The organism is Ectobacillus panaciterrae DSM 19096 (assembly GCF_000430785.1).
GTDB lineage: Bacteria > Bacillota > Bacilli > Bacillales > Bacillaceae_G > Ectobacillus > Ectobacillus panaciterrae.
Genome location: NZ_AUMR01000019.1, coordinates 57,105 through 71,575 on the forward strand (window position 1 = coordinate 57,105; position 14,471 = coordinate 71,575).

11 protein-coding genes, 1 pseudogene and 1 riboswitch are annotated in these 14,471 nt (G+C 44.0%); all 12 genes and pseudogenes read right to left on the reverse strand.

All coding sequences use genetic code 11. The features are described 5' to 3' along the window. Positions 1-96: 96 nt before the first annotated feature. Positions 97-3,456 carry a tubulin-like doman-containing protein gene (locus H540_RS0107465; RefSeq protein WP_028400103.1) on the reverse strand — a complete coding sequence of 1,120 codons (3,360 nt, stop codon included), beginning with the start codon at positions 3,454-3,456 and terminating at the stop codon, positions 97-99. Between the two features lie 13 nt (positions 3,457-3,469). Beyond that, complete coding sequence (locus H540_RS0107470) at positions 3,470-5,584, reverse strand: VWA domain-containing protein (RefSeq protein WP_028400104.1); 2,115 nt, start codon at positions 5,582-5,584, stop codon at positions 3,470-3,472. A 443-nt stretch (positions 5,585-6,027) separates the two neighbouring features. Then, positions 6,028-6,192, reverse strand: coding sequence for a hypothetical protein (locus H540_RS33035; protein ID WP_155890972.1), 165 nt, complete (start codon positions 6,190-6,192; stop codon positions 6,028-6,030). A gap of 267 nt (positions 6,193-6,459) precedes the next feature. Further along, positions 6,460-7,188 carry a ZIP family metal transporter gene (locus tag H540_RS0107480; RefSeq protein ID WP_028400105.1) on the reverse strand — a complete coding sequence of 243 codons (729 nt, stop codon included), beginning with the start codon at positions 7,186-7,188 and terminating at the stop codon, positions 6,460-6,462. A 298-nt stretch (positions 7,189-7,486) separates the two neighbouring features. Then, complete coding sequence (locus H540_RS0107485; RefSeq protein ID WP_028400106.1) at positions 7,487-8,695, reverse strand: M20 family metallopeptidase; 1,209 nt, start codon at positions 8,693-8,695, stop codon at positions 7,487-7,489. A gap of 113 nt (positions 8,696-8,808) precedes the next feature. Continuing rightward, on the reverse strand, positions 8,809-8,955 hold the full coding sequence (locus H540_RS35490) for a hypothetical protein (protein WP_155890973.1): 147 nt from the start codon (positions 8,953-8,955) through the stop codon (positions 8,809-8,811). A gap of 45 nt (positions 8,956-9,000) precedes the next feature. Next, positions 9,001-10,157: pseudogene (locus H540_RS29160) on the reverse strand (RNA-guided endonuclease InsQ/TnpB family protein). Continuing rightward, positions 10,154-10,753: an IS607 family transposase gene (locus H540_RS29165; protein ID WP_034670527.1), complete on the reverse strand. Its 600-nt coding sequence runs from the start codon at positions 10,751-10,753 to the stop codon at positions 10,154-10,156. The pseudogene H540_RS29160 and the gene H540_RS29165 overlap by 4 nt, the downstream one beginning before the upstream one ends. Positions 10,754-10,765: 12 nt before the next feature. Further along, entirely contained in the window at positions 10,766-10,927 is a 162-nt protein-coding gene (locus H540_RS0107510; RefSeq protein ID WP_155890974.1) for a hypothetical protein, read from the reverse strand. A gap of 74 nt (positions 10,928-11,001) precedes the next feature. Further along, positions 11,002-11,107, reverse strand: a riboswitch (SAM riboswitch). Between the two features lie 351 nt (positions 11,108-11,458). Continuing rightward, entirely contained in the window at positions 11,459-12,229 is a 771-nt protein-coding gene (locus tag H540_RS31340; RefSeq protein WP_028400109.1) for a DUF3153 domain-containing protein, read from the reverse strand. A gap of 241 nt (positions 12,230-12,470) precedes the next feature. Next, complete coding sequence (locus tag H540_RS0107525; RefSeq protein ID WP_028400110.1) at positions 12,471-13,733, reverse strand: ATP-binding protein; 1,263 nt, start codon at positions 13,731-13,733, stop codon at positions 12,471-12,473. 145 nt (positions 13,734-13,878) lie between these two features. Continuing rightward, positions 13,879-14,214 (reverse strand): hypothetical protein, encoded by a 336-nt coding sequence (locus H540_RS0107530; protein ID WP_028400111.1) that lies wholly within the window; start codon positions 14,212-14,214, stop codon positions 13,879-13,881. Positions 14,215-14,471: the final 257 nt, after the last annotated feature.

The following is a 14,471-nucleotide window of genomic DNA, read 5'->3' on the forward strand; positions in this document are numbered from 1 at the left end:
TCATAAAAAGAAGCATGCAGGGATTTGCATGCTAGCAGTTGTTTAAGTACAAAAACACCCTCCCATAATCTATGGTAAGGGTGCCTGATATACCGCTTATACGTTCGCCTTCGTTTCCTCATGCACCTCTTGGACGCCGAGCATATGCAGCCATTTTTTGTAGGAGGCACTGTTTTCGTCCACATAGCCTTTTGCATACGAACGATTCCACAAATGCTCGATAAAAATAGCCGCTTCCTTCCGTGCGATGCCTTCCGCTCCTGCTCCGTAGTAACTTTTAAAATAGCTCTCTATTTCATCAAGCAAAAGACGAAGCAATTCATCGGACGTTTCTTCAAGCGTCGCATCCCGCTTCGCTTCGCTGCCGTACATGAGGACAACGTCTAAAATATTGTGAATGAACTCTTTGCGCAGCCATTTTAAATCCTGAGCGCCCGTTACAAACGGATGCGTATATAAATGTCCGCCTGCCTGCAGCGCCGCTTCCTGCTCCTGCTCGAAGCGGGAAATGATGTTTTCATAAATGAACGGGTTATGCAACAGTCCTCTGTGCAATTTATAGCCCTCGCACGTCACATTCTTGCCTCTGGACTGAATAAGCGAGCTTCGTCCGATACCGTTATATTGGTACACGAACTGCTCATCTACCCTGACAAGGCTGATCCAGCGGTACATGTACGCATATAAAAATGCACGGTTGCATTTTTCATAATCAAGCTTCGTTTGCGTAGCATTCAAGTCAGGCATAAATGCCGGCAAATGCCAATATTTATCAAGATGCGGCGTTAAGTTGGACTTGCGGACGTTCAGCTTGTGAACGCGCCGGTAATATGCTTGGAAGTAATCTCCCTTGCCGTCGTTATAGCCGTTTGCCGCATGACCGGCGGAAAGCTTCGGAAAATCCTGAAGCGACAAGCCATAATGCGCCCGATAGCACACCACTTCAAACGGTGAAAACGCCGTATCGACCGTTTCCTTTTCCCTGAACACCTCTTGCACCAATTCCTCGTTCAGCTCGCGATACACGTTCGGGTGAATCCCCCAATACTGCAGCTCGCGGTGATGCGCTACTTTCGGAATGAACGGACTCGCTAAATGAATGAGATTGTCAATGCGCTCTTTCACATATTCGCTGCGGTCGCAGCTTTTAAAATCAGCTTCTTTGCGCAGTGCATCAATTACGTTCAGTTCGAGTTTATCGCGATACCGCGACTGCAATTCTTTACGGCAATACGCAAGAATATGCGAGCGGTAAAAATCCTCTACCTTTTGCGACCTCCCTTCTTCTGCTCCGCTGTCCTTGCAGTACTCCCGATATAAGCTTAAATAAATCTCCGAAGAAATTTCAGGCGGCAATATGCCGTTATCTACACTTTGATAAAGTTGCTTCCACAGCTTTTCCTGCATCTCTTCGCTTGCGAGCACGTACACGCTCGTCGGATTCGTTTTTCCTTCGAATTCCTTGGCGCGCTTTTGGATCTCAAGCAGCAGGTTTTCCCGCGTTTCCTGCAGGTTATCAAAGAACCGCTCCCAATGCTTAATCATTTGTTCAACCGCTTGGTAAATGGATTGATACACAAGCTCAAGCAGCATTTCCTTGCGATAATCCGTCAGTTTATTCACATACTGCGCGATAATATCCTGAAACTCTTTACGGAACGCGCGCTGCATATTATGAAACATTTTTCCGAACCAGCCCTGCTGCTCCGAAAGCTCGACGCGGCGCACCGCCGTTACCGTGCCGTCCACATTGCCGAGATTGAATTTTTTATCGTAATTTTGGATGAGATTGCGCTTTTGTTCATTGCTTTCCTGCAAGCGCTTCATGCGCTCTGCCAACAGCTTTCGAACTTCATACAGCATATACCGCGATGTCACAGGATGAATCGGAGACGGTTTTTTCAAAAACCACGTGTTGAGCTGATACGATTGCCCCTCAGCGCCGCTCGGCGAAAACTGATCCGCTTCAATAATGTCATACACAAGCGTTGTGACGTGCTCGTGTACGCGGCTTGGAATGCTGTAGGCATATAGACGCACCGCATGATCGACACGTCCTACCTCTCCCTTCATTTGCTCCGGCACCTTCAGCTTCGCGCTCATCACTTTGCATTCACGCTGCAGGCGATTCAACTCCTCATCCTTTTGCACCGTGCGCTGCACGTAGCTGTCCACTGCTTCTAAAAACTGACGTGCCTTGGGCATGCCCGTTTTACCGCCTTCCGCTCCTTCGCGCGTTTCCATATAAATTTGCTTGTAAAACGGATGCGCCCGCTCCGGCCGCGTGGCGAGGTGCTCCAAATCCTCCAAAAAGCTGCGGCCTCGCTCCGGCTTTTCCCGCTGCACGCCGCGGCGTACATCCTGCTCGTAACGGTTTTTCTTCTCCTCATACAATTTGTCTAAATGCAGCCACGACTCATCCAAGCCCTGCACCGCCCACTTAAGGGCCGAATATTCCAAAACATGCCCGTACGGATAAATGAGTTTTGCCGCACCGGCTCCGCAATAGCGCGCTTTTCCGTTCGAATCGGCAAGCTGCTGAATTTGGTTATCCTCCTGTGCAAAATGATTGGCGGAAATCGGACTGAACAGCTGCAGATAAATCGTATTCGTCATCTGCTCCATATAATCGGACAAATTCTGCAAATGATGACCGTGCAAATTTTCATAGTCATACAGGAAGCAATAGTTATAAGGCAAATGCTTCTGCATGATCGTATGATTCGTCCGGCCGTCTTCGTCTACTTGATCCGGACGGTATTCCAGCTCAATTGTCGCACCGCCGCGGCGGGACAGCTCGCCGGAAGAGCCGAGCGTAATCGCATGCAGCTCTTTTAAAGAAGCATAGCCGTTCGCCTGAACAGTCTCAAACTCTTTCGCGCTGATTGTTCGTGTTTTGACGAGAGCGTCAGGAAGGAGAAATGCCCCTCGTATGATAATGTTATTATGCTGTAATTTTTTTCGGAGCATTTCCCGCAAATACAGCGCAATTTGGAGATACATTCCCGATCCGGTTCCGCCTGCGAGCGACGTAATGATGATGACGCGCACGCCGTACTCCGTCGTATCGCTTGTGACCGGAAAGATTCTTTCAATCTCCTGCCAAAATGCTGTCAGCTTATCATCCTTCATCGCCGCCCGCAATGCCAGGCGGGAAATAACGCGAAGCTGCCCTGCGCCTTCTGTAAGCGGCTTGTCGAGAATCGTCGGATCCTCTGGAAACCAATCCGTAATCGTCGCATCCTCCGCAAGATATTCACGCGGCGTTTTGCTGGAACTTGTTTGTGTCATGAATTTTTTATTTCCAAATCGGCTCACCGTGTTAATATCCGTATCAAACACATGCATCGCCACCTTCTTGCGGCGCTCCTTCGGTATTTTGCTGTACACATTATACGTAATCGTACTTCCGATCCCCCCAAGACCAATTAAAATCGTCGGAACTTGTGAATTCACCCGTACCATCCCCCTAGTCGCACTCGTATCGATACGTTTCCTTGCCATAGCCGCGGTCAATCCTAACCGCTTCATTCGGGTAAAGCGTACGATGCTCGAAGCCTATTTCATCTTCTTGCAAAAATGAACCGTCAATAATCATGCCTTCCACCTGTGATTCCTTCGCGACAAACACAGCTTTCGTCCCCTTTTTCGCAATGAACGTTACAGACTGCACGGTCCGCCGCTCTGCCCTGTACGGAATGCCGAGATAATGCTTCCACCATGCATTGCGAAGCAGCTCGGGCTCTCCTTTATGAATCCATTCATCCGATAACGACTGATCTAATTCATAAGAAATAAAGGCTCTTCGGTGAAAGCGCGGGCGTATAATCCAGCCGATGACTAAAACCGCAAGCATGATGATAACAATGCCAATCGGCAATACATACTGAAAAATTACATTATACCGTTCCCAAAACGATACATCTGCAACAGTAAGAACAACAACTTGTGATGCTTTTCCGAATTCTTGACTTTCCATTGTGATGGCGGCTTCTATGGTGCCGGTTTCTGTAAAGTTAAATGTGTCGGAGTAATAAGGGCGAGGATATAAATAGAGTTTCGTACCTTGTTGCGACAGTTCATAGCTGATTCGTTTGTTGAACGTGACGCGGAACGAGGTGTTTTTGATTTCTTCCGCTGTCATCGGCTTCCCGTCAAGAAGCGGCTGCAATACAATGGGAGAGCTTTCGGAAAGATCGGTAACCTTCTCCCGCCAATCCTTTGTTTCTACTTGAAGAGACAGCTTCGGCTTTGGAACGGGACTTATGCGAAACTCTTTCGTCTGCTGGTAAAACCCTTTAATATTCATGCTGACATTCCCGCGAATCGGCTCTGTCCCGACCTTCATTTCATATTGAAACGTCTTGCGCAAGTCATCCCATTTCATCGGCTCGGATTTGCCGTTTTGCACAATCGATGCTGCAAAATAAGAAGAATTCACCGGGAGCTCATTCGGCTTCGCCTCAACAATCACCGTGCTACCCTCATACATCTTCTCGCTTGCTTCCGTCAGCTGCTTGCCCTCTTTTTTATATACCTTTACCGTGTAATCGAGCGCAGGCTCGACAAGCACCTTTATGCTGCCGGAAGAAATGTCCCGATCCAGCTGCAATTCATATTTCCCGGCCTTCAGCACTGCGCCGTCTGATCGGGCAAGGTGCGTAATGCTTCCATTTAAAATCGCTCGCTGCGGCGTTTGTGTTTTGTACGGTCCTTCTGTCACAAGCGTTGCGTCCGATGTTTTCACAACACGCGCATTCTCTGCGCTTCCCTGCTGCACAACCGTTATTCTTCGAAGCGGAAACGGTGATGTAACGGTTACCTTATTTCCTTTCACTTCCGTTTTTACCACATCTTCTACATTGGAAAACGGATCGCGGTTCGCAATAAGCCCCGCCGCTTGATTAACGCTATTCACAACGCCGTCCTCGCCGTCTGTCGGAAGAAGAATGCCGTTTATCGTCTCTTGCCAAATCTCTTTAAACGTATTCACCTGCTGCCGTTCATCCTCAGTCAACTGGGACTCCATCGTAATTAAAACAGAATGAACAGAAAGCTTTCTCTCGTCCATCCAAGCTTTAAAATTCCGGAGCGTATCTGTAATATGCTTTTTATTTCCTTCATACTGCGCACCGTTTGAAGATTCCAGCTCATTAAACGCGCCGTCGGTCAGCATGATAAGCCAAAACTCATCCTTCCCGTTGCTCGATTGTCGCTTTAAAGCCTCAATCGCCGTCTCCACCGATTGAAACGGTGTATTTTTATAGCTGTTCCAGTTCCGTATTCCGTCTATCTCCGCCTGACGTTTTCCAAGCGTAACCGCTATCTCCTGTGCAGGATTGCTCATCAGCACGTACGAAAAGCGGTCTCCTCCGTCAAGCAGCCCGACAAAGCTCTGCAGCGCATAGCTTGCATACATCCAGCGGTTCACCGCCTTTTTTCCGCTCGATCGCATACTGCCGGAATCATCATATACGAGCACGACCGTCCTTCGCTTCGCCTCACCGTCCTTTGCCCCGGAGACAGGCATCCAAACCATAAGCAGCAAAAGAAGCACGCATGTGGCCATCAAATGTTTTCTCATAAGCTGACGCCACCTTTTCAATGGGATAACCATAGACAAATTCCTATGGTTAAGCTTATGAAAAAAATAGCGGGATATGACTTGTATTTTCAGAGGGACAGATCGCACAGATAATAATATTATGTAAAAAAAAGAGGAGTGTTTTAGGGTGAGGATAGTGCGCCTGCCGAGTTTTGTAACAGTCCAATCCTTTAACAACACCTCCCTGCGTTTTTATTAGGCACGCAGGTTTGTTTCTTTGTTTACCGCATACTACGAGCATTTTGGGGTTTAAAGGCAGGGGAGAAATGAGAAGGATTGCCGGACGATTTTTTGATTTTATCCTAAATAAAAAGAGATGCTTCCTAATTATAAGCATCTCTCTTTGTTTGTAAAACCTTATAAATATGACTTTGGTTCTTCTAAGATCCATTCGCGATATCGGATTGCTTGCTGAGAAAGAGCTATTCCAGCAAGCCCATATCTGTCTCTTCTACGTTTGGCGCAGCACCCATTAATCTGCGGGCTTCCGCAGTAAGCGTACCATCAAACGCAAACTCCGCGTCTCTGCCTGTACCGGCATGCGCTGTGCGTCCGTCGAAAAAAACAGGGAATTGACCGTATTCCATTTTCATACCCCCTTCGTTTCCATGTCTATATTTAGAGGTTGTTCAAAACGCATTTCATTATGCAAAGTTTGCCGCTATTTTGTCATCAACAAATTTAAAATGACAGATTTATGTTCCGGAATACTTAAAGGTCAGATGGATGAAAATCCTCTCTCTTTGCAGTTAAAACAGCATGATTTCAAAAGTAATGTAATAGGCTATGACAAGACATTTACACACTTAGCTATTTACAGTGACGATATAAGCTTACTCTCTCCAAAATTCCAATCACCTCACCCAATGCGTCAGCGCAATCATCGTAAGCAATCCAATAATAAACGAAAACGTTGCCGATCGTTCATTCCCGTCCCCGTGACTTTCCGGAATCAGCTCCTTATACACTACAAACAGCATCGCCCCCGCCGCAAACGCCAGTCCGTACGGTACGACTCCCGCAAACTGGCCGGCAAACGATAATCCGAGCATACCTGATGCCAACTCCAGCAAACCTGTAAGCGAAGTATAAAAAAGCGCCTTTAAAGGTTTTATCCCATGAGAAACTAAAAATAACGCAACCAAAAATCCTTCCGGTATATTCTGCAGTCCGATCGCAAAGGAGACGAGCGGTCCCAAATCTTCAAAATGACTGCCGTAACTGACGCCGACGGAAAGGCCTTCGGGTATGTTATGGAACGCCATCGCAATCAATAACAGCGGCGTTCCTTCTTGAAATATACCGGAAGCGGACCGCTCCAATTCAATATGGGGAAGGCAGCTGTCCAGGAATGTCAAAGCGACTGCCCCCAATAAGATTCCTATTGTTAATACGTATATGTTGGATAGTTTTATAGCGGACGGAATTAATCCATATGTAGAAGCGGCCACCATGATGCCCGCGGTGTAAGCCAGTAAAATGTCTCTTCCTCTATGTGATACGTTTTTTAAAAACATGGCAGGGACGGCACCCAGCATGGTGCATAGTGAAGATATGATACTACCTGTATACATCGGATCCATGGTTTCCTCCTCGATGACGTCTACTAAAATATATGTACAAGCTGGAAGAAAAAGACATGTAAAGGAAAACACCCGCTTTTCCGTAAGCAGGTGTTCGAGAATTGTTTCGCGGCAATACCTCCAAGTATTTCCATTCATTTAAAAACCATAATTCTTACTGTATACGACATACCAAAAATAAACCTGCATGCTTATATAAGTCCACTTTGTTATTCCGACATATCTTTATGCTTTGTCCGTATACATTTGTCAGTTCCTGACCAAGAAACTTCGCGACCTCAAGCATCTCGTATTCTTGTTATCTCTCTTCCGCTTGTTTCGCAACCTCAAACTCCGCGCGTATTTTTTGCAGTACATCATAATCCGTCAGCAAGCGGTACCCCGTAAAAGCAAGCGCCTTTGCGGCGATAATAAGCGCTTTGTCCCCTTGCTTGGAGCCTGCCGCTTCCCGAAATTCATCCGTGTGGGCGATTAAATCGTCTGGACCGATTTTAATGTACGGATGAATGGTCGGCACGACTTGACTGACGTTTCCTGCATCCGTCGATCCAATTCCTGAACGTCCTTCATAATGTACAATTTCGCCAAGCTGCTCCAGCTCTTCTGCTGCAACGGCGTCGAAGGTACGATTCAATAACAGGTTATCAATTTTATTTTGGAACTGCTCAATCTTGATCGTTGCTCCCGTTGCTAAAGCAGCTCCTTCCGCCACTTTTTTCACTTTTTCCGTTACTTCCTCACAGCGTTTTCTCGTTTTCGCACGAATGAAAAAGCGGGCTGACGCATATTCCGGTATGATATTTGGTGCGTCTCCGCCGTGTGTGATAATACCGTGAATTTTCACATCGGACGGAAGCTGCTGGCGCAAGGCGTTAATGCCGTTGAACAATTGAATGACCGCATCAAGCGCATTGATTCCTTTTTCAGGAGAAGCCGCCGCATGTGCTGGCTTGCCGTAAAAATGAAAGTCAAACGGGTCGACTGCAAGAGAAGGACTTGTGACCGAGGTTTTTCCGCTTGGATGAATCATGAGACACGCATCTACCTCTTCCAAAATGCCATAATCCACAAAACTCCCTTTTGCACTTCCGTTCGGACCGCCCTCTTCAGCCGGTGTTCCGAACACGATCACTTCTCCGCCTGTCTCCGCAATCACCTCTGCTAAGGCGATGCCAGCCGCTGTGCTCGCAGTGCCGATAATATTATGTCCGCACGCATGACCAAGACCCGGAAGCGCATCATACTCTGCCAGAAAACCAATTGTTGGACCAGGCTTTCCGGAATGCTTCTTGGCGACGAAGCCTGTTTCATGCCCCGCAATATTGCGTGTAACCCGGAATCCCGCACCTTCTAGTAAATCAACTAATGTTTGTGACGCAAAATACTCTCGGTTGCCGATTTCAGGCTTTTCATGAATCGCATGGCTCGTTTCAATATATACATGCTTCGCATTCTCAATACTTTCTGTAATTATTTTGCGCTGTGCATCGGTTTGAACAAATGTCATGCTTCTCTCTCCCTTATTTATAGATGTTCGCAGGGGGGAAATTTCCTGAAGATTTACCCCATCGATAAGAACCTGTCCTAATGTCAGCTCTTCCAGCAAATTCACACAGCGGATCAAAGAGCTTTTTCCGGCACCGCATCGACAACTCCGAAAATCTCTGCTACTAAAAATACAGACAAATGTACATTTTTAGAGTGTTCCTGCTTCTTCGAACCCCATTTTGCCACTTGCTCGCTACTTTGGTTTGTATAGCTCTCCACAGGCGTAAATTCCGATGTAGCCCACCGTACACATATACCATCTATTTAGGTTAGAATGATATATTCTTTTGCTTGTAAAAGGTTAATAGACGCATTCAAATCTCTATCTATTACAAGACCACACTCACATACATACACTCGGTCAGATAGTTTTAAATCAACTTTTTTTGACCGCAACATGAGCATGTTTTTGATGATGGATAAAATCTGTCTACTTGGCGTAATTCAATTCCGTATTTCTTACACTTGGCAATTAACCAGGTTTTAAATGTATAGAAACACTGCTGTGCCACTGCTTTGGATAGATGTTTATTCTTCATCATACCTTTTACATTTAAATCCTCTATTGTGATAAAAGCTGGCTTGGTTGTCACCATATCATCCACAACAGACTTTACGTACTCTAATCTGATATTTGCTAATCGAGCATGTAGCTTTTGTACCCTAAAAATATTTTTGTTCATATTCGCTCTTAATTTAGTAGCAGATTTTTCACCTCTCTTTTTTAGATTTTCATATTTTCGTGATAAAGAGCGTTGTTCACGTCTTAATTTCTTTTCTAGCTTTCTTACGTTTTCCGTTTTGTTCACGTTTTTGTGAACTTCACCATCGCTACGAACAGCAAATTCTTTTATGCCTAAATCAATTCCTAGCCCTGACTCATTTCGTTTTATCTTCGTGTTCGTGTTTTCTATTTCACAAAGTATAGATACGAAATATCTTCCTGCTCTTTGAGATATGGTTCCACTTTTTACTGTTGCATTTTTAGGAATATATCCATATTCTTTTAATTTCACCCAACCAATAGTAGGGATCTTTACTTTGTGACGTTCAATAGTCCAATCCGTTTTGTTATTCTTGGGAAAGTAACATTTTACATCTTGTTTTTTCTTTTTCTTGAATCTAGGGAATCTAGATAATCCGTTGAAAAATCGCTTGAAAGCTCTTTCTCCGTTCATTATCGCTTGTTTTACTGCTTTACTTGAAACTTCTTTTATCCACTGGTCACTGACTTTTGTGTGTTCATTATTCAGCCATTTGGAAAAATCATATCCAGTTATAAATTTACCTTCTTTTTCGTACGTCTCTTTATTTTTAGAAAGGTATAAGTTATAAACGTATCTGCACACTCCAATAGTTTGATTGATTTTGGTTACTTGTTCATTTGTCGGTTTAATCTCGGTCAGGTATGCTTTTTTCATAACTCTTTATCCTCCGACATTTTCTTTTTGTATTTTCTCAATCCATATATCCTGCAGCTAAATACATGAATTATGGATATTAAGTCTTGAACCAGTTCCTCTTGAGGGGACAACTTCTCATTATTCACAACAATGATTTCTATCCCCATTTTACGAAGAAACTTTTCGAACCAATCATAACCAAAGCGAACAAATCTATCTTTGTGTGCAATGATAATGGCTGAAATGTCACCCTCAATACAGCCATCAATCAATTTGTTCCACTGTTTTCTGTTGTAGTTTAATCCACTACCAATATCAGTAATTACTTCATTGACGATGATTCCTTTTGCATTAGCGAATGTTTTTAAAAACTCAATCTGATTCTCTAAGTCATCTTTTTGCCCTTGATTAGACACCCTCGTGTAAATAACGGTCTTACCTACTTTATTTTCTTCTCGAATCCCCATGTACTCTCTATACTGTTTATCCGTGTAGTATCTTCTTCCTTTTGGGTTTCGGTAAGCAGTTAATACACCTTGGTTATCCCATCTTTGCAGTGTTCGGACAGACACATTAATCATTTCTGAAAATTCTTTTGGTTTATATTGTTTCATAAGTATACTTCACTACTTATGACTACATTTGTCTATGATTTTAACTACTGTTTGCAATCTCCTTTGTTCCCCGTGTAAATCAATGCCCTTTAAAGCCTCTGCTTTCTGCTTAGATCCATATACCTTATGTACATCTTCAAGCACAATCGCATACAATGCCCCCTTTTTCTCCATATAAAAAGCCTCTTTCCGGAAAACAGAAAGAGGCTGAAAATGCATATGCATACGCAATTATACATCATCGTCTTTCCCTATCTCCCAAGCTTGCTGCTTGCTGGAATTGGCACAGTACTCTACAAAGAATCCGCTGCCGAGGCTTCAAAGGGCCAGTCCCTCCACCTCTCTGGATAAGAAATTACAAATATTGGATTACACTTCATTAATTGATCTTAATTCTAAATAGTCTGAATTAAAAAGTCAATAATTTATTGATTTTTTTATAGGGTACATAAAAACACTATATATACAAGTGAATAAAAAAACCGTCTTTTTATAGTGGGGAAAGATCATCCGGCGACGTGCAGAAGCGGTCAAACCTTTGTAGTGGTTCATGCAAGGGTAAACCAGAGAGAAGGAGCATACAATATCCCCTTTTGGTTGCACATGGCACATGGAAATGTCGAATTTATCATTCACTCATATATAGCCTAATGGTTTCCAAGCAAAAAACCAACCCCTTTAATACTATACGAGGAGTTGGTTTCACTAAGACGCTTTTTTGTCTTTATTCTTTTTCCGCTTCTTCCACCACACAATGATAACAACAAGCATGAGAGCAAGTCCGATTGCTGCCGCTATTATGATATTGCGTATATTTGGCACTTTCACTTGCATACTCAATGTATTTACTTGCGCCGGGTTCAGCTTCCACTCCAACTGCTTCCCTCCGTTATACTTCTTTGTCGCATTAGATTTCTTCGCTTTGACCGGAAGCGAAACCTTCACTCTTAGATCCATTTGCTTTCTCAGTTCGTTGCCGACAAATCCAGACGTCATATCCGCAGCGCTGAATTCGCGGCTGAACGAGCGTAAAAAATCATCGTACAACGGAGAAAAGTTGATTTTACTAGTAACATTATAAACGGTAAAAAACATCTGCTTTTTTGTGTCGTAATTAACGGAAACAATATCATTTCCTTTACTGCCCCCGCTCACAGGCTGCGCTTCCGGTACTCCTGCCGTTTCGAATTCCTTCAGCGAATCATAATGCCTCGTCGCTTCAAATCCAAAGTCCTGTTTTCCGTCAAACTCTTTCACTTTAAATCCGTAATTTTTCAGAATAGATTCCATAGAAGTGAAAGGATCCATGCCGGCTAAATATTTTTTAGCTTGCTGCTTTAGCACAAAGCGAATTTTTGCATCTGCACTGCCATTCTTATTTATTTTTATATCTGCCGTGCCTGATACACAGCCGGTTAAAAGGATGATGGCCATTAAAACGAAAATCAATCGCTTATATTTTACCATGGAATTCATAAGGTCCTCTCTTTGTACATTTCCCTACCTATTTTATCCATTTACGGCTGTTTTATCATGAATTAGGCGAAAATATCCCCACTTCAAGTGTATGAAAAGCGTAGGCTCACAGCAAGCGGGGAGATTCATAGCTGATTGCTTGGAAAATCCTACTGGAGTAGGGATAAAGTTTTCTGTAAGCGGTTACATTCTTTGCTAAAAAAAGCACCTCCTTGTCCTGCATAGAACAATAAGAGATGCTTTACTGCGCACGGCGCATTCGTTTTTCTTCTTTTACAGGCAGGCAAATTACGGCTTCTGTGCCGACACTTGGTTCGCTCGTGTATGAGAGCTTGCCGTTCATCGCTTCTATGATGCGCAAGGATACCATCGTGCCCAGGCCTGTTCCCTTTTCTTTTGTCGTGTAGAATAATGTGCCGATGCGGGCGAGCTGTTCTTTTGTCATGCCTTTTCCTGTGTCGGCGATGATAATTTGCGCTTCCCCTTTTCCGGCATCCGTTCTGATTGCGACTGTCCCGCCTTGTGAGGTTGCTTCAATCGCGTTTTTTATGATATTGATAAGCGCCTGTTTCAGCTGGTCGCTGTCTGTTTCTAAAAGCGGATTCACATGTATTTCGCTTTTCAGCTGTATATATTTATTAGCGGCAAGCGGCTCGAGAAGCATGATCACATCCGAAATTACATTGCTAAGGTAAAAGCTCTCTATTTTTCTGAACTGCGGCTTTGCGAAGTTCAGATAGTCGCTGATAATCTTCTCTGCCCGTTCGACTTCAGTCAAGATGAGCGGCACGTATTGATAGTTTTGCTCCTGCTGCATGAGCTGAAGGAAGCCTTTGACGACAGTGAGCGGATTACGGACCTCGTGAGCGATAGAGGCCGCCAATTCTCCGAGCGTATTCATTTTTTCAGCTCGCTCCATTTCTTTTCGCATGGCCTTTCTTTCAATAATTCTTTCATACATGAGCGCTGACACTGTCATACCCATAATTTGAATAATTCCAATCCAGACGAGATCGTACATCGGCTTCGCGTTAATACGGTCTGCATTCACTACAAATACGTATACCGTAACTGTGCAAAATGCGGTAAATGCAGACCATACTGCCGTCATTATACTAATCATGACTCTTTGTTTTGGCATATATCTATAGAAACGTCCCGAGAAAAGCAATGGAACGAAAGCACATGCAGAAACGATAGCGATGCCGTATAAAAGCACTGGACCGCCAATGGCAATACGCATCGCAATAATAATTACATACACGATCCCTCCTGCGACGGGGCCGCCGTATAAGAAGGATATTACTAACGGAACATAGCGCAAATCCCAATGGAAGCCGTAGCTGACAAAAGGAAAGCACATACAAAGAAAAGCCGCTGCCCCGTGCAAAAGCCCGGTCATGATTCGTGATTTTCCTAAGCGGCGATTTTCTAGAAAAACGCTATATAGAAACATTGGTGCAAGAATAATTAATATGTGCAAAAGTAATTTTTCAGCCAGCATTACATTTCCCCTATGCATTGATATGATCGTCTATAATACTACGGATTTTGACAGATAATTGCAATACTTATATTATTTTGGTATATGAAATTTTCTATATATTCCATTCGTTAAACAGCAAAAAAGTTCACCTCAACAGGTGAACTCATTGTTTTACATACACTTGTACTATTGGATCTTCTTTATTATCCGCGTGCAGCCGTATATTCTCTTCCTTTGTGTTATAAATAGACGCCAGCAGCACAATCGTCAAGATGTTCGGCAGCTTCGCATCTGTGCCGTATTTCCGTTCCAGCGCTTCTTTGTATTCAAAATCAATATCGCCTTGGATGTATGTATATACTTCAAATCCATCCTTCAGGTCGCAGACGATGCTATCGATAATATCCGCCCCGACTTGCTTTTTCATTTCCTCCCTCAGCGCTCCTATAAAATCTTCCCATGGCACTTCATATGTTTGAATTTGATCTGATTGGTTCATGCTGCTCATCCTTTTCTCCGATTTGTACAAAGGTTATAATTTCCTGTTTTAAGACAGATATGCATCAGCCCGGCCGTTTGAAAATATGACAGCAGATTATGCCATGAAGCTGTATATCACATATGGAAATGAGAAGCAGCGCAACTCATTCCCGCCGAGACTGCTTCTTCAGCGTATCCGTTAGTATGGTGGTATATACATTCCTCCTTTTCCCTATCCGCTTCCGCCATATTCGTACGCATGAAATGAACGAAATA